The organism is Burkholderia sp. 28_3 (genome assembly GCF_003253915.1).
Classification (GTDB): Bacteria; Pseudomonadota; Gammaproteobacteria; order Burkholderiales; family Burkholderiaceae; genus Burkholderia; species Burkholderia cenocepacia.
On record NZ_QKZF01000001.1, the window covers coordinates 904,089 to 926,632 of the forward strand.

Consider the following 22,544-nt stretch of genomic DNA (forward strand, 5'->3'; position numbering starts at 1 on the left):
ATAATGTTGTATCCCGCTGCTTGCCGGACCGGCAATCCGGCCGCCCCTCCTTCGATCAGGCCTGCCTGCCCGCCATCCCGTCGGCGGCCGCCGCGCGTACCACGCCCGCGCGCACCACGCCGAGCGCCAGTACCGCGACCGCCGCGATCACGCATGGCGCGGCAACGACGGCGAACGCGGTCGACAGCGGCACGCCCATCGCCAGCATCGCGCCGCCCGCCATCGAGCCGACCACCGAGCCGCCGCGACCGATCCCGTTCGCCCAGCTCACGCCGGTCGTCCGGCACTCGGTCGGATAGAACGCGGCCGATAGCGCGTTCGCCCCCACCTGCGAGCCGGATACGCAGAAGCCGGCGGCGAACACCGCGAGCGCGGCACCCCACGGCGACGCGGCGAACACGCCGATCGCCGCGACGCACGCACCGGCCGCCGCATAGCTGCAGGCCAGCACGCGATGCGGATCGAAGCGGTCCATCAGCCAGCCGAGAATGATCGCGCCGAGCGTGCCGCCGACCTGGAACATCGCGGTCACGCGCGCGGCCGTCTGCAGCGTCGCGCCAGTCGTGCGCAGCAGCGTCGGCAGCCAGCTCGACAGCAGGTAAATGACCAGCAGGCTCATGAAGAACGTGAGCCACAGCAGCAGCGTGCCGCGCAGCAGGTCGGCGGCGAACAGCCGGCCGAGCGGCGACCCGGCCGGCTTTCCGGCGGGCGCGATGAACGACGCATGCGCGAGATGCGGATCCGGTGCGATACGGCCGAGCATCGTCGCGATCCGCGCAGACGGCGCGCCCTGGTTGACGAGATAGCGCACCGACTCCGGCAGTCGCCACGCGAGCAGCGGCAGGAGCAGCAGCGGTGCTGCGCCGCCGACGACCAGCACCGCGCGCCAGCCGTGGTGCTCGATCAGCGACGCGGCCGCGAGCCCGCCGAGCGCGGAACCGATCGTGAAGCCGCAGAACATCGTCGTCACGAGCAGCGAGCGACGGCGCGCCGGGCAGTATTCGGACGTCAGCGTGATCGCATTCGGCATCGCGCCGCCGAGCCCGAGCCCGGTCACGAAGCGCCACACGATCAGCTCGGTCAGGCTACCCGCGCTCGCCGACGCGGCACTCGCGATGCCGAAGCACGCGACGCATGCGAGCAGCAGGCGCTTGCGGCCGAACCGGTCGCCGAACGGCCCGAACACGAGCGCGCCGGCCATCAGCCCGGCCAACCCCGCGCCGAATACCGGCGCGAGCCGCGCGGGCGACAAGCCCCATTCCGCGCGGATGACGGGTGCGATGAACCCGATCGACGCGGTATCGAATCCGTCGATCGCGACGATCAGAAAGCACAGGACGACGATCGCGGCCTGAAACGGCGCAATGCGATGCCGGTCGATCCATTCGCTGACGTCGATGGACAGCGTATCGGCCATGATGGTGTCTCCTCCAGGAAGGCGGCGCGCGTCGTCTGTCGTTGAAATGCGCGCCGCCGGAATCGGGCTGAACGGGTGCGCTATGCGGCCGTCTTCAGGCAATCCTCCGCACGCCAGCCGTGCAGCCAGTCGAGCGCGTCGTAGAACTGCGCGTCGGTGCGCCCGACCCACAGCCCGTTGCGCACTTGCCGCTCGACGCCCTTCGCGTGGTAGATCCGCCCCATCTCGCGCGCCGAATACAGCACGCGTGCGGTGCGTGGAATCCGCACGCGTTCGTACAGCGCGAACGCGGCCTCGAAATCGCCGTCGGTCTGCGCAACGGCCGCGCCGAGCGTCACCGCGTCCTCGAGCGCCTGGCACGCGCCCTGCGCGATGTATTGCGTCATCGGATGCGCGGCGTCGCCGAGCACCGTCGCGCGGCCCGCGCTCCAGCGCTCGACCGGATCGCGGTCGGCGGTCGCCCAGCGCTTCCATGACGTCGGCCGGTCGAGCATCTGTTTCGGCAGCGGATGGATGCCGTCGAAGTACGACAGCACTTCTTCCTTGCTGCCGTCGCGCACGCCCCAGGTCTCCTGCTCGCGGCTGTGGAACGTGACGACCAGGTTGTACTGGCGCCCGCCGCGCAGCGGATAGTGAACCAGATGGCAATGCGGGCCGGCCCATACGACCGGCGCATTGATCTGCAAATCCTTCGGCATGTTGTCGACCTCGACCACCGCGCGATACACGACATGGCCCGTCACGCGATGCGCATCGCCGATCAGCGCCTGACGGATCGCGGATTTCACGCCGTCGCAGCCGATCACCGCGTCGGCACGATAGCGTTCGCCGTGCTGGTCGATCACGGTCACGCCGTTGCCGTCCTGCTCGAACCCGCACACCTGCGTGCTCGTCCGGAATTCGATCAGCGGGTGATCCTTGACCGCCTCGTAGATCGACAGGTGAATGTCCGCGCGATGAATCACCGCATACGGATTGCCGAAACGGTCGCGATACGCGGCGCCCGTATCGATGCGCGCGACCTCGCGTGCATCGATCGCATCCATCAGTTGCAGCCAGTCGGTCAACACCGCGCGACCGCGCGCTGCCTCGCCGATACCCAGCGCATCGAGCGCGTTGAACGCGTTCGCGGCGAGCTGGATGCCCGCACCGATCTCGCCGATCCGTTCGGCCTGTTCGAGCAGCTTCACGCGAATGCCCTGACGCGCGAGCGCCAGCGCCGTCGCGAGCCCGCCGATACCGCCGCCGATCACGAGTACGCGCCGGCCGTCGTTGATTGTCTCGCCCATGTTCGTCTCCTGCGTCTATGACGCGATTCGTGTTACGCGACGTAGTCCGGTTGCCGCTGCGGTTGCGCGGCCTCGAACGCCGGTTCGTGCCGCGCGTGCTCGACCACCGCGAGGCAGCGCGGATACGCGCTCAGGTCGCAATCCATCCGCAACGCGTTCGCGACCTGCGGCACCAGGCACACGTCGGCCAGCGTCGGCGCATCGCCGAAACACCACGGGCCCGCGTTCGCGCGGGCCAGCAGCCGCTCGACGCCGGCCATCCCTTCCGCGACCCAGTGCCGGTACCACGCACTCTTCTGTTGCGGCGTGACCTTCAGCTCGCTGTCGAGATAGCGCAGCACGCGCAGGTTGTTGACCGGATGGATGTCGCACGCGATCAGCGCGGCGAGTTCCAGCACGCGCGCCCGGCGCCGCGGTTCGAGCGGAATCAGCCGAGGCGTCGGCTGGATCTGGTCGAGGTAATCGAGGATCGCGAGCGACTGGCCGAGACGGAAATCGTCGTCGGTCAGCGCCGGCACCGCGGCCGACGGGTTCACCTGCGCGATGTAATCGGCGTCGCGATGCTCGCCGGTGCGGATGTTCACCGGCAGCGTGTCGTACGGCAGCCCTTTCAGCGCGAGCGCGATGCGCACCCGGTAGGAAGTCGAACTGTTGAAGAAGCTATGCAGTTGCACGATGTGACCTTTCGAGGAAAGCGACGAACGGGCGTCAGACCACACGCACGGTCAGCTCGCCGAGACGCTCGACGCCGACCTTCATCACGTCGCCCGCGACCACCGGCCCGACCCCTTCGGGCGTGCCGGTAAAGATCACGTCGCCCGGTTCGAGGCGGAAGAACTTCGACAGGTCGGCCACCGTTTCCGCGACCGACCAGATCAGGTGCGACACGTCGCTCTTCTGCCTGGTCGCGCCGTTGACGGTCAGCCACAGGCCGCCCTGCTCGACGTGTCCGACGTCGCTCGCCCGATGCACGGGCCCGAGCGGCGCCGAACGGTCGAACGCCTTGCCGATTTCCCACGGCCGCCCCATCTCGCGCATCTTCATCTGCAGGTCGCGGCGCGTCATGTCGAGGCCCACCGCATAGCCCCACACGTGGTCGAGCGCGCGTTCGAGCGGAATGTCCGAACCGCCCTTGCCGATCACCGCGACGAGTTCGGCTTCATAGTGATAGTTCTGCGTCTGCGACGGATACGCGAGATCGAGCGTCTCGCCGTACGCCACCGGCACGATCGAATCGGCGGGCTTGCAGAAGAAGAACGGCGGCTCGCGATCGGGATCGAAGCCCATCTCGCGCGCATGGGCCGCGTAGTTGCGGCCGACGCAATAGACGCGGCGAACCGCAAATCGGGCATCGCTGCCGGCAACGGGCAGCGCTACCGGCGCTTCGGGCGGGAATACGAAAGTCATGAACGGCTCCAGCGTAGACGTGAATGAAGGGGCGCGCGCCGCGACTTCGGCGGCGCGCGGAAAACGGATCGTGGACGGCCGCCGGCGTCAGTCGCGCGCTTCGCGCAGTAGGTTCAGCGCGGACAGCACGGGCCGGTCGGAATAGCTGAACAGCACGCTGTCGGACGACGCCGACAACCGCACCGGCGCCCACGACGGCGCGACGAAGATGTCGTGCGGCGCGAACGCGAACGCCCGGTCGCCGATCAGCGCGGCGCCGCTGCCTTCGACGACGCAATAGATCGTCGCGTCGGTGCTGCGATACGTGCGGCCGTCGAAGCCCGCGGGCAGGAACTGCATGAAGGTGGCGATGGTCGGCATCGGCCAGCCGCCCGTCGCGGGGTTCACGTAGCGCAGCTTCACGCCGTCCCACGCATCGAGTTCGCCGTTCCGGTACAGCGCGTCGAGCGCCTCGCGGCTGCGCGCATACGGATAGCTGAACACCGGCGACGTCGGATCGCTCACGCGATGCCGCACCGGCACCATGTTGTGACCGAAGCGCGCGAAGCTGTCGCCTTCCGGACGATTCACCGGCTGCACGGCTTCCGGGAAGTTCTCCGCGAAACCGGCGTCGAGGTGCGCGAGCAGCGGGATGTCGAGCCCGTCGAGCCACACGACCGGCTCGCCGCCGTCTTCCACCGACGGATTGCCGTGGTCGTGCCACGCCCACGACGGCGTGATGATGAAGTCGCCGGGATGCATCGTCGTGCGCTCGCCGTTCACGGCCGTCCACGCGCCGCGCCCTTCGACGATGAAACGCAGCGCCGACTGCGTATGACGGTGGCTCGGCGCGATCTCGCCCGGCAGGATCAGCTGCAGCCCCGCGTACAGGCTCGGCGTCATGCTCGACTTGCCCGGCAGCCCAGGGTTCTCCAGCACCAGCACGCGACGCACCGCTTCTTCGGCGCTGATCACGCTGCCGGCCTGCATCACGAGGTCGCGTATCTGTGCGTACTTCCAGATCGCGGCCTGCGCGGCCGGCTGCGGCGAGGTCGGCACGAGGTTGTGCAGCGATTCCCACAGCGGCGCCAGGCGCTGCTCGGCGATTCGTGCGTAGTAAGCGGCGCGCGTCGCGTCCGGATGAGTCGTCATGATGTCTCCTGCGAGTCGGCCGATCGGCGTCGGCGCTATGTCGGGGCGGGGACCGTACTGCAGTCCGTCAGCAGATTTATATTCGACGCAGACATACCCGGTAAAATGGTCAAATCATCTGATTCATATATTTCTGGATATACCTTCTCGCGACGAGGCATGCAATGGACTGGACCCACCGGCTGCGTCTGCGGCATCTGCAGGTACTGTTGAGCCTGGCCGGCACCGGCAATCTGAGCCAGTCGGCGGTCGCGCTCGCGACCACGCAGCCGGCGCTGTCGAAATGGCTGAAGGAGCTGGAAGAGGATGTCGGGCTGCCGCTGTTCGAGCGGCATGCGCGCGGGCTGCGGCCGACGCCTTACGGCGAAGCGCTGATCGAGCACGCGCGCCGCGTCGAAGCGCAGCTCGACATCGCGCGCGACGACATGGCCGCGTTGCGCGAAGGCGGCAGCGGCCTCGTGACGATCGGTACGTCGGGCGTCGCGGCGGCCGACACGGTGCCGTTCGCGGTGTCGCAGCTGCTGAAACGCATGCCGCGCGCGCAGGTGCGGCTCACCGAAAGCACGATGAACCAGTTGATGCCGCAGCTCGCGCGCAGCGAACTCGATATCGTCGTCGGCCGTTCGGGTTCGACGTCCGTCGATCCGCTGCTGCATGCCGAAGCGTTGTACGTCGATCCGGTCGTGTTCGTCGCGCGGCCCGACCACGCACTCGCCGGCGCGACGTCGCTCGGCTGGGACGACGTGCTCGCCTATCCGTGGATCGTGTGGCCGGCGGGTACGCCCGTCCACAATGCGCTGGAAGCCGCGCTGCACGCCGCCGGCCGCGTGCAGCCGCCGCACTGCGTCGAATCGAATTCGTCGATTCTCAACCTCACGCTGCTGAACAACACCGACCTGCTCGGCGTCGCGTCGCACCGCGCCGCGCGGCGCTTCGCGCAACTGAACGCGATCCGCATCCTGCCGATGGAACTCGAGGGCCAGGGCGCGGTATCGATGTACTGGCACCCCGACAGCGCGAACCGCGCGGCCGTGGCCGCGACGATCGAGTGCCTGCGCGCCTGTGCGGCACCGCAGGTTGGCGGATGGGAGAAAGTGAAGGTGGAATGAAAGGCGCGGCCCGGCGCGAACCGGGCCGCTTCACCGCGACGCCGCACGCATCATGCGCTGTCGCAGGGCCCCGTACCGTCGAACATCAGCGTGCCGACCCGCGCGGGCACGAGCGGCGTGCGCGGCGCCGGCGGCGTCCAGCCGAACAGCGCCTGCGCGGCCGCGCCGCACACGCGGCCCTGGCACGCGCCCATCCCGCAACGCGACTGCAGTTTGGCGGCCGTCCAGCCCGGTTCCCGCGCGACCGCATCGAACCGCACGTCTTCGCAACGACACAGCAGCGTGTCGGGCCGCGCGAGCCGGCGGATCGGCTCCCGGATCGCGAAGCGCTCGCGTACGGCCTCCGCGAAAGCCTGCCAGTGCGCGCGCCGCGCGACCCGCGCGGCCAGTCGTGCAGTCTGCCCGGTCGCTGCGTACCCGGCGATTTCGCCTTCGACCATCGCCAACTCACTGCCGCCGACCCCCGTGCACTCCCCGGCCGCGAAATACCCGTCGCGGCTCGTGCGCTGGTGTGCGTCGACCGCCACCGCGCCGTGCTCGATCCGGCAGCCGAGATGACGCGGCAGCACGGTATTCGGCACGAGGCCGAAGCCGCACGCGAGCCGGTCGCAGTCGACGTCGAATTCGCGATCGCCCTGGCGAATCCGCACGCGTTCGAGCCGCTGGTCGCCGAATGCCTCGACGACGTACGCAGCGGGCCGATACGCGGCCGTGACGAGCTTCGCGGCCTGCGCGAGCTTCGACGGCCAGCGCCACAGCCCCGCGCCGAAGCCGGCCACGTCGCCCCATGCGGCCTGTTCGAGCACGTGCGACACGCGTGCGCCGGCGTGCCGGGCCGTCGCCGCGCTCGCCAGCAGCAGCGGCCCGCTGCCCGCGATCACCGTGCGCTGCCCGCGCACGTCGAGCCCGTACTTGATCAGCGCCTGCAAGCCGCCGGCACCCGTCACGCCCGGCAACGTCCAGCCCGGAAACGGCAGCAGCAGCTCGCGCGCGCCGCAGCAGAGAATCAGCGTCCGGAAATCGAGCAGCAGCCCGCGTTCGTCGTCCTCGAGCAGCAGCGTGCCCGGCTGCGTTTCGGCGACGATGCGCGTCGCCGCGAGATGCGTGACGTTCGGCTGTCGCAGCACGGCAAGGCGTTCGGCGGCGGCCGGCGTCGGTGCGGACGCTGCCGGCTGCCGCCAGATCTGCCCGCCCGCGCGCGGGTTGTCGTCGACGATCGCAACCGTCGCGCCGCTGCGCGCGGCGGCTCGTGCGGCCGACAGCCCGGCCGGGCCCGCGCCGACGATCGCGACGTCGACGCTCAATCGTTCCTGATTCATCGCGTGCGCTCCACCTGCATGCCGTCGCGGCACAGCGTCTGACACGCCAGCCGGCGCCGGCCGTCGATCGTCATCCGGCATTCCTGGCAGATGCCCATTCCGCAAAACGGCGCACGCGTCGCCCCCGTGCACGACACGCGCGTCATGTCGTCGCCGCTCGCCGCAACGGCGGCCGCGACGGTCGCGCCGTCGGCCACCGTCAGCGCGCGGCCGTCCAGATGAATGATCATGTCAGCCTCCGCCGGGCCGCCCCAAGGAGGCTGACCGCCCCCGCGGGGGGCAGCGAACAAAGTGAGCGTGGGGGTCGTTTCATCTCAGCCTCCACCGGGCCGCCGCAAGGGCGTAGCAGGGAATTCGCAGCGCATCGCTCTGCGCCTGCGTAGCCGGCCGGCTTTGCAAAGCCGGCCGTGGGCGGCTGACGGCCCGCGCCGGGGGCGCCTTGCATGGGACCGGCGTAAGCGCTGAAGCGCCAACGCCGGCCGACGGCGAACGAAGTAAGCGTGGGGGTCGTTTCATGTCAGCGCTCCAGCTACGGGGGACGCGGTCAGGAAGCGTCCCGGCAAATACGGTTCGATCTCGATGGGCGGCCGCTCGCCGGCCATCAGCGCGGCGACGAGCCGCGCGCTGCCCGGCGCGGTCGTCACGCCGAGCCCTTCGTGCCCGACCGCGAGCCATACGCCCGGCCGCGCCGGATGCTCGCCAAGCAGCGGCAGGCCGTCGGGACTCGCGGAGCGAAAGCCGGTCCAGGCGCGGATGCCGTTCAGGTCGGCCAGCGCCGGCAGATAGCCGACCGCGCGGCGCAGCATGCGCGCGAGCACGGGCGGCTCGACCTGCGCGTCCTCGGTGTCGAACTGGCGCGACGAGCCGATCAGCAACTGACCGGTCGGCCGCGGCTGCACGTTGAACGCGACCGACGTGCCGTCGCTCGCGTGCGCGCTCGCCGCATAGCCCAGCTCGACGAGCTGGTGCGACACGTGGCCCGGATAGCGGTCGGTAATCAGCAGATGCCCCTTTTTCGGGCGCAGCGGCAATTCGGGCAGCAGCGTACGCGCCGCGACGCCGTTCGCGACCACCACGCGCTCCGCGCGCAGCACGTCGCCGCTTGCGAGCGTCACGCTCGGGCCATCGACCGCGACGGCCCGCTCGCGGCGCACCGTGACGCGCGGCGTGCGCTGCAGCAGCCAGTTCGCGGTGACGGGTGCGTAGAGAATCGCGTCGCCCGGAATCTTCAGCGCGCCGCCGAGGCCCGCGCGCAGCATCGGCTCCAGTTGCGCGAGCGCCGCCGCGTCGATCAGCTCGCCGGCCACGCCGTGCGCGGCGAGCGTCGCCTGCTTCGCGCGCGCCAGATCCATCTCGTGCGCATCGGCCGCGAGCCACAGCGTGCCGCAGTTGCGGTATGCGCAGCCGTCGGGCATCTCGCCGCTAAACGCGCGCCACAGTTCGATCGAGTAATGGCTCAGCGCGAGCTCCGCCGCGTTGTCGTCCATCGCGACGAGGTGCCCCATGCCTGCGCCGGTCGCGCCGCCGCTCGCATCGTCGACGACGAGCACGCGCAGCCCGCGCTGCGCGAGTTCGTGCGCGCACGCCGCGCCGACGATGCCGGCGCCGATCACGACGACGTCGGTCTTCGCTTCGCTCACGACCCGATGCCCCAGCCGAACGGATCGTCTTCCTCGATCAGCAGCGTCGCTTCCGCGCTCAGGTGCGCGCTGCCGCGAATCGTCGGCACGATGCCGCCGTCGGCCCGCTCGTAGCTCGCGTGAAACACGCTGCCGATCACGCTCGCCTGCCGCCACACGGCGCCCGGTGCGAGCTTGCCGTCGGCCGCGAGGCACGCGAGCTTCGCGCTCGTGCCGGTGCCGCACGGCGAACGGTCGTACGCGAGGCCCGGGCACAGCACGAAGCTGCGGCTGTCGTGCTCGGGATCGTCGGCGAACAGCTCGATGTGGTCGATCTCGCCGCCGTTCGCGCCGGTGATGCCCGCGCGTTCCAGCCCTTCGCGCACGGCCGACGCATACGCGGTGAGCGCCGCGACGTTGTCGCCGGCGACGCGCTGCCCGTGGTCGCTGATCAGGAAGAACCAGTTGCCGCCCCACGCGATGTCGCCCTTCACGGGGCCGTATCCCGGCACGTCGAGCGCGACGCCCTGCGCGTGGCGATACGCGGGCACGTTGCGCACGCTGACCGACAGGTCGTCGTGCAGCGTCGCCTCGACGGTGCCGACCGGCGTCTCGATCCTGTGCACGCCCGGCGCGATGCGTCCCATGTGATGCAGCGTGCGCACGACGCCGATCGTGCCGTGCCCGCACATCCCGAGATAGCCGCTATTGTTGAAGAAGATCACGCCGGCCGCCGCGTCGGGCGCTACCGGGTCGCACAGCAGCGCGCCGACCAGCACGTCGCTGCCGCGCGGCTCGAGGATGCACGCGGTGCGGTAACGGTCGTGCTCGCGCGCGAGCACGTCGCGCCGCTCGGCCATCGTGCCGTTGCCGAGCGACGGAAAGCCGGACACGACGAGCCGAGTGGGTTCGCCGCCCGTGTGCGAATCGATGATCTGGATGCGCTTCATCATGAGCCGTCCGAAGTGGGGAAAGGAGCATAGCTTCCTCCGTCGCGCGTCCGTCCGCTTGTGGCTTTTCGATGAGGACGACGACGAAATCGGCATAGTGCGATGCGCCCCTCCCGCCCCTGCCGGCCACTGTGCCGATTTCGTCATTTTGCTCCGCGATACGACTCAAGCGTGATGGGCGTTTGCGCGGCGATACTGGTTGCCACACCGACACACCCGTCGGCCGACCGATACGAACGTAGGAGATTTCAGTGAGCCGAAACGCCATTCAGTGGACCGGGGTTTTCCCGGCCGTCAGCACCCAGTTCAAGCCGGACTTTTCCCTCGACATCGACGCCACGCACCGCGTGGTCAAGAACCTGGTGAACGACGGCGTGTCGGGCCTCGTGGTCTGCGGCACGGTCGGCGAAAACACGTCGCTGTCGACGAGCGAGAAGCTGCAGGTCATCGAGGCCGCACGCGACGCGGCCGGCGGCAAGATTCCGGTGATCGCCGGCATCGCCGAATTCACGACCGAATTCGCGCGCAACACGGTGCGCGAAGCGCAGCGCGTCGGCGTCGACGGCGTGATGGTGATGCCCGCGCTCGTCTACTCGGCGAAGCCGCACGAAACCGCCGCGCACTTCCGCGCGGTCGCGACGAGCACCGACCTGCCGGTGATGGTCTACAACAACCCGCCGATCTACAAGAACGACGTGACGCCCGACGTGCTGATCGCGTTGCAGGATTGCGAGAACATCGTCTGCTTCAAGGATTCGTCGGGCGATACGCGCCGCTTCATCGACCTGCGCAATGCGGTCGGCGATCGCTTCGTGCTGTTCGCGGGCCTCGACGACGTCGTGGTCGAGAGCATCGCGGTCGGCGCGGAAGGCTGGGTGTCGGGCATGTCGAACGCGTTCCCGAAGGAAGGCGAGACGCTGTTCCGCCTCGCGAAGCAGAAGCGCTTCGACGAAGCGCTCGCGCTGTATCGCTGGTTCATGCCGCTGCTGCACCTCGACGCACGCCCTGACCTCGTGCAGTGCATCAAGCTGTGCGAAGAGCTGGTCGGCCGCGGCAGCGCGATCACGCGCCCGCCGCGCCTCGCGCTGCAAGGCGACACGCTCGCGGAAGTGAAGGCCATCGTCGCGAAGGCGCTCGAAACGCGCCCGGCGCTGCCCGACGTCGGTCTCTGATCGACGCCCCTGCGGCGGCGCGCGGGCTTGCCCCTGTTCGTCGCCGTCCGCGGTCCGGCATGGCCTGCGGGCCCGCTCGCCCCGGCGCCAGCCCGCGCCGACGGTGAACGGGCCGCGGCCCGCCCCGGTCGTTCGAACCGGGCGACGCCGGCCGGCAGGCGTGCGCGCTGCTCCGTCGGAGCGCGCCACGCGCGCCTGCACCGACATTCCCCAGGAGACAAGCCCATGCCAGGCCAAGGCAACGCACACCCGTCCGTCCCGCTTTCCCGTTCCGCGCACCCCGGCGCGGGTCACGGCAAGTTCAAGAAACAGCTGTCGCTGACCGATCTCACGTTCATCGGTCTCGGCGCCATTTTCGGTTCGGGGTGGCTGTTCGCCGCGAGTCACGTGTCGACGATCGCGGGCCCGGCCGGCATCTTCTCGTGGCTGCTCGGCGGCTTCGCGGTGCTGCTGCTCGGCATCGTCTACTGCGAACTCGGCGCCGCGCTGCCGCGCGCGGGCGGCGTGGTGCGCTACCCGGTGTTCTCGCACGGCCCGCTGCTCGGCTACCTGATGGGCTTCATCACGCTGATCGCGTTCTCGAGCCTGATCGCGATCGAAGTCGTCGCCGCGCGCCAGTACGCGGCCGCATGGTTTCCGGGGCTGACGGTCGAAGGATCGAGCGACCCCACCACGCTCGGCTGGCTCGTGCAGGCCGCGCTGCTCTGCTTCTTCTTTTACCTGAACTATTCGAGCGTGAAGACGTTCGCGAAGGCGAACAACATCATCAGCATCTTCAAGTTCATCGTGCCGCTGTCGGTGATCGCGGTGCTGTTCACGTTCTTCAAGCCCGCGAACCTGACCGTGCACGGCTTCGCGCCGTTCGGCATGCCGGGCATCGAGATGGCCGTGTCGGCCGGCGGCATCATCTTCGCGTATCTCGGGCTCACGCCGATCGTGTCGGTCGCGAGCGAGGTGCGCAATCCGCAGCGCACGATCCCGATCGCGCTGATCCTGTCGATCCTGCTGTCGACGCTGATCTACGTGCTGCTGCAACTCGCGTTCATCGGCAGCATCCCGACGGCCATGCTCGCCGCCGGCTGGCACGACGTGAGCAAGGCGTTCTCGCTGCCGTACCGCGACATCGCCCTCGCGCTCGGCGTCGGCTGGCTCGCGGTGATGGTCGTCGCCGACGCGATGATCTCGCCGAGCGGCTGCGGCAACATCTACATGAACGCGACGCCGCGCGTGGTCTACGGCTGGGCGAAGACGGGCACCTTCTTCAAGGTGTTCACGCGCGTCGACGAAGCGTCGGGCATCCCGCGCGCGGGCCTGTGGCTCACGTTCGGCCTCGCGATCTTCTGGACGCTGCCGTTCCCGTCGTGGGAAGCGCTGATCAACATCGTGTCGGCCGCGCTGGTGCTCAGCTATGCGGTCGCCCCGGTGTCGGTCGCCGCGCTGCGCCGCACCGCGCCCGACCTGCCGCGGCCGTTCCGCGCCAGCGCGTTCGGTCTCACCGGCCCCGCGTCGTTCGTGATCGCCGCGTTGATCGTCTACTGGTCGGGCTGGAGCACGGTGTCCTGGCTGCTCGGCCTGCAGATCGTGATGTTCGCGATCTATCTCGCGTGCCGCCGCTGGGTGCCGACCGCGCACCTGAGCCTCGCCGAGCAGGTGCGTTCGTCCGCGTGGCTGATCGCGTTCTATGCGGCGATGATCGTGCTGTCGTATCTCGGCGGCTTCGGCGGCACGGGCCGGCTCGCGCATCCGTACGACACGGTCGTCGTCGCGGCCGTCGCGCTCGTCATCTACTACTGGGGCGCAAGCACCGGCGTGCGCACCGACAAGCTGCAACTCGACGACGACGAGGATTGACGCGCGCGCCCTTCTCCCTTCCAGCGGCCGGGCGCAGCACGCCCGGCCCGGCTTTTTTCCGAGGAAAACCATGCAACTCACAGGTCAGCTCCTGATCGGCCAGTCGGCCGTCGCCGGACAGAACGGCACTCTCCATGCGATCGCCGCCGCCACCGGCGCACCGCTCGAACCGGCGTTCGGCGGCGCGAGCCTGCACGATCTGGAAACGGCGTGCGCACTCGCCGACGACGCGTTCGACACCTATCGCGAAACGTCGCTCGACGCACGCGCCGCGTTCCTCGACGCGATCGGCCGCCACATCATGGCGCTCGGCGACGACCTGATCGAGCGCTGCGTAGTCGAAACGGGGCTGCCGCGCGCGCGCATCGAAGGCGAACGCGGCCGCACGGTCGGCCAGCTCGCGCTGTTCGCGTCGCTCGTGCGGGACGGCGGTTTTCTCGACGCCCGCATCGACCCGGCGCGCCCCGAACGCAAGCCGCTGCCGCGCGTCGACCTGCGCCTGCGCAACGTCGCGGTCGGGCCGGTGGCCGTGTTCGGCGCGTCGAACTTCCCGCTCGCGTTCTCGGTGGCCGGCGGCGACACGGCGTCGGCGCTCGCGGCCGGCTGCCCGGTGATCGTCAAGGCGCATTCCGCGCATCCGGGCACGTCGGAACTCGTCGGCCGCGCGATCCAGCAGGCCGCGCGCGAATGCGGGATGCCGGCCGGCGTGTTCTCGCTGCTGTTCGACGCATCGCGCGAGATCGGCCAGGCGCTCGTCGCCGATCCGCGCATCAAGGCGGTCGGCTTCACCGGGTCGCGTCGCGGCGGCGTCGCGCTGATGCATATCGCGGCTGCGCGCCCCGAGCCGATCCCCGTCTATGCGGAAATGAGCTCGATCAACCCGGTGCTGCTGTGTCCCGCCGCGCTCGACGCGCGTCACGATGCGATCGCGCCGCAGTTCGTCGCGTCGCTCACGCTCGGCGCCGGCCAGTTCTGCACGAACCCGGGCCTCGTGCTGGCGGTCGACGGCCCCGCGCTGCGCGCGTTCGAATCCGCAGCGGCCGACGCCGTGCGCGCCGTCGCCGCCCAGACGATGCTGACACCGCCCATCCATGCGAGCTACGCGCAAGGCGTCGCGGCGCTGCGCGATCACTCGGCCGTCGCGCTGCTGGCCGAAGGCGTCGAAGGCGGCCGCCATCAGGCGCGCGCGGCGCTGCTCGCAACCTCTGCGGACGCATTCATCGCCCACCCCGAATTGCGCGACGAAGTGTTCGGTCCCGCGTCGCTGATCGTGCGCTGCCCGGACACCGACACGCTGCATCGCGTGCTGAAATCGCTCGAAGGCCAGTTGACGATCGCCGCACACATCGCCGACGGCGACGCGGCGCTGTTCGCCGCGCTGCGTCCGACGCTCGAACGCAAGGCCGGCCGCATTCTCGTCAACGGCTTCGGCACGGGCGTCGAGGTCGGCCATGCGATGGTGCACGGCGGCCCGTTCCCGGCGACGTCCGACACGCGCACGACGTCCGTCGGCGCCCGCGCGATCGAGCGCTTCCTGCGGCCCGTGTCGTACCAGGACGTGCCGGACGCGCTGCTGCCGGACGCGATCCGCAGCAGCAATCCGCTGCACGTGCCGCAACGCATCGACGGCGTGCCCGCCCCGCGCGAGGTGAACCATGGCTGACCACACCACCGAAGTCGTCCTGTCGCTCGATGAAGTCCACGCGCTCGCGTTGCGCGTGCTGACGCACCACGGGATGTCCGACGCGCATGCGCGCGCCATCGCGAACGTGATCACGCAGGGCCAGCGCGACGAATGCCATTCGCACGGCGTGTACCGGCTGCTCGTCTGCGTGCGGTCGCTGAAGAAAGGCAAGGTCGATCCGCAAGCCGTGCCGACGCTGCGCCGGCTGTCGTCGTCGATCGTCGCGGTCGATGCGCATCGCGGCTTCTCGCTGCTGAGCTTCGAGACCGGGCTGCCCGTGCTGGTCGAGATGGCGAAGCAGCACGGCATCGCCGCGATGGCGATCAACCACTGCTATCACTTCTCCGCGCTGTGGCCCGAGGTCGAGGCGATCGCGGCCGAAGGGCTGGTCGGCATCGCGATGAACCCGAGCCACAGCTGGGTCGCGCCGGAAGGCGGCCGCGAACCGGTGTTCGGCACCAACCCGATCGCGTTCGCGTGGCCGCGCCCGGGCGGTGAGCCGTTCGTGTTCGATTTCGCGACGAGCGCGATCGCGCGCGGCGACATCGAGCTGCACGCGAAGCAAGGCAAGGCGATTCCGTCGCACTGGGCGATCGACGCGGACGGTCAGCCGACCACCGACCCGAAGGCCGCGCTGCAAGGCGCGATGCGCACGTTCGGCGGCCACAAGGGTTCGGCGCTCGCGGCAATGGTCGAGCTGCTCGGCGGCGCGCTGATCGGCGACATGACGAGCCGGGAATCGATGGACTTCGACGAGGGCGTCGGCGCGACGCCGTGCCACGGCGAACTCGTGATCGCGTTCGATCCGAAGGTATTTCTCGGCGACGAGCTCGACACGGGGCTCGCGCGCGGCGAGCGGATGTTCGAATCGATCGTCGCGCAGGGCGCGCGGCTGCCGTCGCAACGACGCTTCGACGCCCGCGCGCGCAGCATCGCGAACGGCGTGCGGATTCCGAAGCCGCTGTACGACGAGATCCTGACGCTGCTCGACTGACGCACGCTCGAGCGGCACGGCGCGGCTTCATCGTCGGCAGGACGGGCGAGGAAGCCGCCGTCCGGTTGCGCTGAAGATGGCCTGCGTCCCGTTTCGGGCCCGGCGCGCTTGGCGCACGCGGCCGCTGCCCGGCTCACGCCCCCGCCGCCCGCCCGCTTCCGCCGGCGCCGCAGGCCCGTCGGCTGTGGGATAATCGCGGAGTTTGCCCAGGGCGCAGCTCAAGAGGTTGTTCGCACGGGCGCGAGAGAGGCCTTTATTCCCGTGCCTCCACCCTTTTCCCGCGATATTTCTTCAGCCATCACCATGCCCACTTACCGCTCCAAAACCTCTACCGCCGGCCGCAACATGGCAGGTGCGCGCTCGCTGTGGCGCGCCACCGGCATGAAAGACGACGATTTCTCGAAGCCGATCATCGCGGTCGTCAACTCGTTCACGCAATTCGTGCCCGGGCACGTGCACCTGAAGGATCTTGGCCAGCTCGTCGCGCGCGAGATCGAGGCCGCCGGCGGCGTCGCGAAGGAATTCAACACGATCGCGGTCGACGACGGCATCGCGATGGGCCACGACGGCATGCTGTACTCGCTGCCGAGCCGCGACATCATCGCCGACTCGGTCGAATACATGGTGAACGCGCACTGCGCGGACGCGATGGTGTGCATCTCGAACTGCGACAAGATCACGCCGGGGATGCTGATGGCCGCGATGCGCCTCAACATTCCGGTGATCTTCGTGTCGGGCGGCCCGATGGAAGCCGGCAAGACGCGCCTCGCGAACCCGGTCACCAAGACCGTCGAACTGAAGAAGCTCGACCTCGTCGACGCGATGGTGATCGCGGCCGACCAGTCGTATTCGGACGCCGACGTCGCCGAAGTCGAACGCTCGGCCTGCCCCACCTGCGGCTCGTGCTCGGGCATGTTCACCGCGAACTCGATGAACTGCCTGACCGAAGCGCTCGGCCTGTCGCTGCCCGGCAACGGCACGGTGGTCGCCACGCACGCCGATCGCGAACAGTTGTTCAAGCGCGCGGGCCGCCGCATCGTCGAACTGACGCGCCAGCACTACGAGCAGGACGACGAACGCGTGCTGCCGCGCTCGGTCGGCTTCAAGGCGTTCGAGAACGCGATGACGCTCGACATCGCGATGGGCGGCTCGACCAACACGATCCTGCACCTGCTCGCGATCGCGCAGGAAGCCGGCATCGACTTCACGATGAAGGACATCGACCGCCTGTCGCGCATCGTACCGCAGCTGTGCAAGGTCGCGCCGAACACGAACAAGTACCACATCGAGGACGTCCACCGCGCAGGCGGCATCATGGCGATCCTCGGCGAGCTCGAGCGCGCCGGCAAGCTGCACACCGACGTGCCGACCGTCCACGCGCCGACGCTGAAGGACGCGCTCGACCAATGGGACATCGTCCTCACGCAGGACGACGCGGTCCGCACGTTCTACCTGGCCGGCCCGGCCGGCATCCCGACGCAGGTCGCGTTCAGCCAGAACACGCGCTGGCCGAGCCTCGATCTCGACCGCGCCGAAGGCTGCATCCGCTCGTACGAGCATGCGTTCTCGAAGGAAGGCGGCCTCGCGGTGCTGACGGGCAACATCGCGCTCGACGGCTGCGTCGTGAAGACGGCCGGCGTCGACGAGAGCATCCTCGTGTTCGAAGGCTCCGCTCATGTGACCGAATCGCAGGACGAAGCGGTCGAGAACATCCTGAACGACAAGGTCAAGGCCGGCGACGTGGTGATCGTGCGCTACGAAGGCCCGAAGGGCGGCCCGGGCATGCAGGAAATGCTCTACCCGACCAGCTACATCAAGTCGAAGGGGCTCGGCAAGGCGTGCGCGCTGCTGACGGACGGCCGGTTCTCGGGCGGTACGTCGGGCCTGTCGATCGGCCACTGCTCGCCGGAAGCGGCAGCGGGCGGCGCGATCGGCCTCGTGCGCGACGGCGACCGGATCCGCATCGACATTCCGAACCGCACGATCGACGTGCTGGTGTCGGACGAGGAACTGGCGCGCCGCCGCGAAGAGCAGAACGCGAAGGGCTGGAAGCCGGCGCAGCCGCGTCCGCGCAAGGTGTCCGCCGCGCTGAAGGCATACGCGAAGCTGGTCATGTCGGCCGACAAGGGCGCCGTGCGCGATCTGTCGCTGCTCGACGACTGACGACGCATGCGACGGGCGACCGGTGGCGTCTTGCCCCGCCGCGCTTGCCCAGTCAAAAAGCCGCTCTCCGGAGCGGCTTTTTTTCGTCTGGCGCCGGAAAATCCGCGGCACCGACGCCATCAGTGACGGAGTTCGTCGGGACCGCCACCTCCACCGCCGCCGTGGTTGCCCCCGCCGTTTCCGCCGCCTTGCGGCCGCGCATAACCGCCGCCACCCCAGCCGCCCTGGCGCGCGGGCTGAGGCATCGTGCGGCCCTCGCCGCCCGGTGCGGGCGACGAGTGCAGCACGGCCGGCGGCGGATTGGCCGGACGCGCATTGCCCGCTCCGCCCGGCATCGGCGTCGGCGCTGCCGGGCTGGCCGGGCGCGCATTACCCATCCCGCCCGGCATCGGTGTGGGCGCCGGCGTCGGCGCAGCCGGCGGCGGCACGCGGTTCGCGCCATTCCAGCCGCCACGCGTGGCCGACGGCCGCGTGTCATGCACGGGCGGCGGGCCGCCCGGCGCGACCTGCAGCGGCGCGCCCGGTTGCGGACGCCCTTGCGCCGGCGGCATGCCGCCGGGGCCGAGCCTCGGCTCCGCACGATGCGCCCAACGATCGCGGTCGGGATACCACGGGCGATGCCGGTAATAGCGATCCCAGTACGCGCCGATCGCAAACCCGGTCACCGGCACGCCGATGATCGCGCCGTATTCGAGCAGCGGCACGTAGCTGCCCTGGTACGGATAGTCGAGCAACTGCGCATCGATCCAGCCGCGCACGCCCGGCAGGGCGACGTCGCACCACGTGTAGTCGCTCAGGCAACCGAAGACGTCGAGCGCGGTGCCGGGCGGAATCTGCGCGACCACCGGATAATCGGGCGCCGGCCCGGCAAACAGCTCGGCCGGCGAATTCGTGTAAGCGCTGCTCTGCGCATCGGCGACGCCCGGCGCGGCCGCGAGGCCGGCCAGGACGACGCACAGACTTCGGACAATCGTGTCCCTCATGATGCTCTCCCGCGCAACGTCGCCGCGCGCCGGTCAGTGCCGATGGCCGCCGCCCCAGTGGCCGCCACCCCAATGTCCACCGCCCCAATGCCCGCCGCCCCACGGCCGATGCCAGTACCCGCCGCGGCCGCCCCAGTAGCCGCCACCCCAGCGGCCCCAGAAGCCGATCGTCACGGGCGGCCCGTACCAGCCGGAGTAGTACGCCGGGTAAGCGTACGGATACGGCGCGTACGGATACGGCGGCGGCACGTAGGCCGGCGCGACATACACGGGCACTGCCGGGCCGACGTCGACCTCTGCCTGGGGCACGGTCGACGCGGCCGGGCCGGGCGCGGTCGGTGCGGCCGGAATCTCGCGCTGCGTCACCGTGGCGGGCACCGGCGCGTAATAAGGTGCATAACCGTACGGGCTCGTGTAGTAGCAGCCGCCAAGCGCCAGGGCGGCCAGCGCGACGACGGCGGGCCTCGCGGCGGAAATCGGGTTCATCTCGTACTCCGGCAGAATCCGCGCGTCGCCGCCGGGCGCGCGCCTGACTCTAGCTTACGTCCCCTGCAGATTTCCGCGCGTATGATCCGTTACTTTTTGTTTCCTGCCCTGGACGGCAGGGCGGGCACGCCGCGTGCTGGCCCGTCCGCGGCGCCGGCGTTGAAGTTGGCGCAAATGCCCTCAACTTGAACGATGTCGGCTGACCGGCGCGGACGGGCGTCCGCGACCCACCGGCAACCGCAAACCGGCGAGCTTCGGCCCGCCCCAGACAGGAACGCGGCTCGCGCCGCCATCGACATGACTACGCCACGCCCCACTCCCCGGGCGGACACACCGCTCGATCCGATCATCCAGCTGCTGGCGCTCGCCGGCGAGCAGGGTTATCTGACGCACGCCGACCTCGTCGACGCGCTGCCGCCCGAAAGCGACAGCCCCGACGCGCTCGATGTCGTGCGCGCCGCGCTGGCCGACATCGGCATCGCGGTACTCGACGAGCCGGCCGTGCCCGCGCCGTTCGCCGGCGCGGCGCCGGTCGAGGTCGACCGCGACGCGCTCGACGAAGGCCGGGCCATGCTCGGCGACCTCGCGCGCGGCACGAGCGCGTCGACCGATCCGCTCGCGCTCTACATGCGGCGCATGCACGCGGTGCCGCTGCTCACGCGCGAAGGCGAAATCGTGCTCGCCCGCGAGATCGAGACGGGCCGCCATCAGGTGCTGCACGCGATCGCCGGCTATCCGCCCGCGGTCGACGCGCTGCTCGAGCGTCATCGCGCGGCGGGCACGACCGGCTCGCCCGATGACGACGACGCCGACGCGCCCGTGCCCGCCCGCTACGACACGCTGCAGGCAGCGGCGTCGGCGCTGCGCGAGGCAGTGCATGCGCATGGCACCCGTTCGGCCGAATACCGCGACGCACGCAACCACGTGGCCGCGCTGCTCGGTTCGCTCGCGTGGGTCGCGCCGGCCGTCGACGACGCGAGCCGTGTCGTGCGCGCGCTCGCGGCCGCCCCGCATGATCCGTCGGCAGGCGACGCGGCGTGCTTCGATGCGGTTGCACGGCGCGCGCTTGCTGCCGCGCTGAGCGACGGCCAGCAGAAGGTGCGCGACGCGACGCGGGCGATGCTCGAGGCGAACCTGCGGCTCGTGCTGTCGATCGCGCGCAAGTACCTGAACCGCGGCGTCGACCTGTCCGACCTCGTGCAGGACGGCTGCCTCGGCCTGATGCGCGCGATCGAGAAATTCGAATACCGGCGCGGGTTCAAGTTCTCGACCTATGCGACCTGGTGGATTCGCCAGGCGATCGCGCGCGCGGTCGCGGATCGCTCGCGTACGATCCGCGTGCCGGTGCACGTCGGCGACCAGTACCAGCGCGTGCAGCGGCATGCGCTGCGCTTTCGGCAGCGCACGGGCCGCCGCGCCACGCCGGCCGAGCTCGCGGCCGAAACCGGCCTCGCCGAAGACAAGCTGCGCGCGGTGCTCGCGCTGCCCGCCGAGCCGGTCTCGCTCGACACGCCGCTGCCGGACGCGGACACCGGCCTCGTGGAACTGATCGAGGATCAGGCATCGGCCAGCCCGTTCGAGCAACTGGCCGACACGCGCATGCGCGACTGCGTGCGGTCGCTGCTGCGGTCGGTCACGCCGACCGAGGCCGACGTGCTGCGCCGGCGGTTCGGCCTCGGCGGCGCCGAGCCCGACACCTACGACGCGATCGCGCAGGATGCGGGGATGTCGCGCGAGCGCGTGCGACAGATCGAGAAACGGGCGCTCGCCGCGCTGCGCACGGCCGCCGAGGCCGAGAACGCGCAGTCGTTTCTCGACGCGTAACCGCATCGCGCGCGGTGCACGGTCATGCCGCGTTCCGGCACGACCGTGCGCTGCGTGCCTGTGTTACGTTTGCCATTGACGCGCATCAAGTTTTCTTCATCGCGCGTCGCGACAATGATTGACAGCCGACCGGCGCATCGCTCGCCGCGTCCATTCCGTTTGTGCTTTCCGGGTCCCTTGCCATGCAGTCGACCGTCAGCCAGACGTACGAGGAAAACCGGCTTGTCGCGGCCTGCCTGCGCGAGGCCGCGCAATGGCTCGTCGACCAGGGTGCGAACCCGTACCGGGTCGCCGCTTACCGCGCCGCGGCCGATACGGCCGACGCGCTCGACCGCGACATCCGCAGCGTATTCGACGCCGGCGGCGTCGAGGCGCTCGGCGCGCTGCCCGACATCGGCACGGGCGTCGCGCAGGCGATCGCCGAGCTGCTGGTCACGGGACGCTGGCGCCAGCTCGACCGCTTGCGCGGCGACGCCGAACGCGTGTCCGCATTCGAAGCGGTGCCGGGCATCGGCCACGCGCTCGCGCTGCGCATTCATGACGCGCTGCACATCGACACGCTGGAGGAGCTCGAACGCGCGGCCCGCAACGGCCAGCTCGAAACGATCGCGGGCGTCGGCCCGCGGCGCGCGGTCGGCATCCGCGCCGCGCTCGACGACGTGCTGAGCCGGCGCCGCCGCTGGCAAGGCCACATGCAAAGCGCCGGCCCCGGCACGGAACCGCCCGTCGAACTGCTGCTTTACATCGATCGCCAGTACCGCAACAAGGCGGCCGCCGGCGTACTGCCGACGCTCGCGCACCGGCGCCTGAACGCGGACGGTTACGTGCCGCCGCCGGTGATGCACATGACGAAAGGCGGCTGGCATTTCACGGTGCTGAGCCAGCATGCCGCAATGCGTACGCCGGAAGCCGGCCGCCCGACCGACTGGGTCTCGCTCTATTTCTACGACGCGGTGCAATGCGAGCACCAGCGCACCGTGTTCACCGAAACGTACGGCGCGCTCGTCGGCAAGCGGATCGTGCGCGGGCGCGAGATGGAATGCCGCGTGTATTACGCGGGATGAGTCGGGCGTCGGCGGCGCTTCGCTGACGTCGAAGGCGGCACGGACCGGCAGCGCCGTCTCGCGATTCGGCACGTACGTCGAA

The 22,544-nt window shown here is 70.0% G+C and carries 19 protein-coding genes; 8 read left to right on the forward strand and 11 right to left on the reverse strand.

Features of this window, described 5'->3' with window-relative positions:
* Positions 1 to 55 precede the first annotated feature (55 nt).
* The 5 genes from DFS13_RS04190 to gtdA form a co-directional block, all read right to left on the reverse strand.
* The gene (locus DFS13_RS04190) at positions 56 to 1,417 is read right to left on the reverse strand and encodes an aromatic acid/H+ symport family MFS transporter (RefSeq protein ID WP_059723230.1); all 1,362 of its coding nucleotides are present in this window, start codon (positions 1,415 to 1,417) and stop codon (positions 56 to 58) included.
* 80 nt (positions 1,418 to 1,497) lie between these two features.
* Positions 1,498 to 2,706: a 3-hydroxybenzoate 6-monooxygenase gene (locus DFS13_RS04195; RefSeq protein WP_111441392.1), complete on the reverse strand. Its 1,209-nt coding sequence runs from the start codon at positions 2,704 to 2,706 to the stop codon at positions 1,498 to 1,500.
* Positions 2,707 to 2,738: 32 nt separating this feature from the next.
* Entirely contained in the window at positions 2,739 to 3,380 is a 642-nt protein-coding gene (maiA, locus tag DFS13_RS04200; protein ID WP_006488711.1) for a maleylacetoacetate isomerase, read from the reverse strand.
* A 34-nt stretch (positions 3,381 to 3,414) separates the two neighbouring features.
* Positions 3,415 to 4,113, reverse strand: coding sequence for a fumarylacetoacetate hydrolase family protein (locus DFS13_RS04205; RefSeq protein WP_006488722.1), 699 nt, complete (start codon positions 4,111 to 4,113; stop codon positions 3,415 to 3,417).
* 87 nt (positions 4,114 to 4,200) lie between these two features.
* A complete protein-coding gene (gene gtdA / locus DFS13_RS04210; protein WP_006495052.1) occupies positions 4,201 to 5,244 on the reverse strand; it encodes a gentisate 1,2-dioxygenase in 1,044 nt (347 codons plus the stop codon).
* Between the two features lie 164 nt (positions 5,245 to 5,408).
* Here gtdA and DFS13_RS04215 point away from each other — a divergent pair, with 164 nt between their 5' ends.
* Positions 5,409 to 6,353 carry a LysR substrate-binding domain-containing protein gene (locus DFS13_RS04215; RefSeq protein ID WP_006495053.1) on the forward strand — a complete coding sequence of 315 codons (945 nt, stop codon included), beginning with the start codon at positions 5,409 to 5,411 and terminating at the stop codon, positions 6,351 to 6,353.
* Between the two features lie 50 nt (positions 6,354 to 6,403).
* Here DFS13_RS04215 and DFS13_RS04220 read toward each other — a convergent pair whose 3' ends face one another.
* The 4 genes from DFS13_RS04220 to DFS13_RS04235 all read right to left on the reverse strand — a co-directional run bounded on the left by DFS13_RS04220 (position 6,404) and on the right by DFS13_RS04235 (position 10,241).
* Positions 6,404 to 7,672, reverse strand: coding sequence for an FAD/NAD(P)-binding oxidoreductase (locus DFS13_RS04220; RefSeq protein ID WP_111441393.1), 1,269 nt, complete (start codon positions 7,670 to 7,672; stop codon positions 6,404 to 6,406).
* Positions 7,669 to 7,902 (reverse strand): 2Fe-2S iron-sulfur cluster-binding protein, encoded by a 234-nt coding sequence (locus DFS13_RS04225; RefSeq protein ID WP_006495055.1) that lies wholly within the window; start codon positions 7,900 to 7,902, stop codon positions 7,669 to 7,671. Before DFS13_RS04225 ends, DFS13_RS04220 begins: the two co-directional genes overlap by 4 nt.
* Before the next feature lie 282 nt (positions 7,903 to 8,184).
* Positions 8,185 to 9,312, reverse strand: coding sequence for an FAD-binding oxidoreductase (locus tag DFS13_RS04230; protein ID WP_111441394.1), 1,128 nt, complete (start codon positions 9,310 to 9,312; stop codon positions 8,185 to 8,187).
* The gene (locus tag DFS13_RS04235) at positions 9,309 to 10,241 is read right to left on the reverse strand and encodes a 4-hydroxyproline epimerase (RefSeq protein WP_060266117.1); all 933 of its coding nucleotides are present in this window, start codon (positions 10,239 to 10,241) and stop codon (positions 9,309 to 9,311) included. The genes DFS13_RS04230 and DFS13_RS04235 overlap by 4 nt, the downstream gene beginning before the upstream one ends.
* Positions 10,242 to 10,492: 251 nt before the next feature.
* Between DFS13_RS04235 and DFS13_RS04240 the strand changes: the two genes are divergently transcribed.
* From DFS13_RS04240 to ilvD, 5 genes are all read left to right on the forward strand, one after another.
* Positions 10,493 to 11,413, forward strand: coding sequence for a dihydrodipicolinate synthase family protein (locus DFS13_RS04240; protein ID WP_006484863.1), 921 nt, complete (start codon positions 10,493 to 10,495; stop codon positions 11,411 to 11,413).
* A gap of 225 nt (positions 11,414 to 11,638) precedes the next feature.
* The gene (locus tag DFS13_RS04245) at positions 11,639 to 13,264 is read left to right on the forward strand and encodes an APC family permease (protein WP_034202473.1); all 1,626 of its coding nucleotides are present in this window, start codon (positions 11,639 to 11,641) and stop codon (positions 13,262 to 13,264) included.
* A 70-nt stretch (positions 13,265 to 13,334) separates the two neighbouring features.
* Positions 13,335 to 14,927 carry an aldehyde dehydrogenase (NADP(+)) gene (locus tag DFS13_RS04250; protein ID WP_077021012.1) on the forward strand — a complete coding sequence of 531 codons (1,593 nt, stop codon included), beginning with the start codon at positions 13,335 to 13,337 and terminating at the stop codon, positions 14,925 to 14,927.
* A complete protein-coding gene (locus tag DFS13_RS04255; RefSeq protein WP_006495060.1) occupies positions 14,920 to 15,942 on the forward strand; it encodes an Ldh family oxidoreductase in 1,023 nt (340 codons plus the stop codon). Before DFS13_RS04250 ends, DFS13_RS04255 begins: the two co-directional genes overlap by 8 nt.
* Before the next feature lie 303 nt (positions 15,943 to 16,245).
* Positions 16,246 to 18,105: a dihydroxy-acid dehydratase gene (gene ilvD, locus DFS13_RS04260; protein ID WP_111441395.1), complete on the forward strand. Its 1,860-nt coding sequence runs from the start codon at positions 16,246 to 16,248 to the stop codon at positions 18,103 to 18,105.
* Positions 18,106 to 18,224: 119 nt separating this feature from the next.
* Here the strand turns inward: ilvD and DFS13_RS04265 are convergent, their stop codons facing one another.
* Positions 18,225 to 19,088: an SH3 domain-containing protein gene (locus tag DFS13_RS04265; protein ID WP_111441396.1), complete on the reverse strand. Its 864-nt coding sequence runs from the start codon at positions 19,086 to 19,088 to the stop codon at positions 18,225 to 18,227.
* 33 nt (positions 19,089 to 19,121) lie between these two features.
* A complete protein-coding gene (locus tag DFS13_RS04270; RefSeq protein WP_006484690.1) occupies positions 19,122 to 19,574 on the reverse strand; it encodes a hypothetical protein in 453 nt (150 codons plus the stop codon).
* 297 nt (positions 19,575 to 19,871) lie between these two features.
* On the opposite strand from DFS13_RS04270, the gene DFS13_RS04275 reads away from it, so the two are divergent.
* Both DFS13_RS04275 and DFS13_RS04280 read left to right on the forward strand, forming a co-directional pair.
* Positions 19,872 to 21,398 (forward strand): sigma-70 family RNA polymerase sigma factor, encoded by a 1,527-nt coding sequence (locus DFS13_RS04275; RefSeq protein WP_111441397.1) that lies wholly within the window; start codon positions 19,872 to 19,874, stop codon positions 21,396 to 21,398.
* A 182-nt stretch (positions 21,399 to 21,580) separates the two neighbouring features.
* On the forward strand, positions 21,581 to 22,462 hold the full coding sequence (locus DFS13_RS04280; protein ID WP_006484679.1) for a helix-hairpin-helix domain-containing protein: 882 nt from the start codon (positions 21,581 to 21,583) through the stop codon (positions 22,460 to 22,462).
* Positions 22,463 to 22,544: the final 82 nt, after the last annotated feature.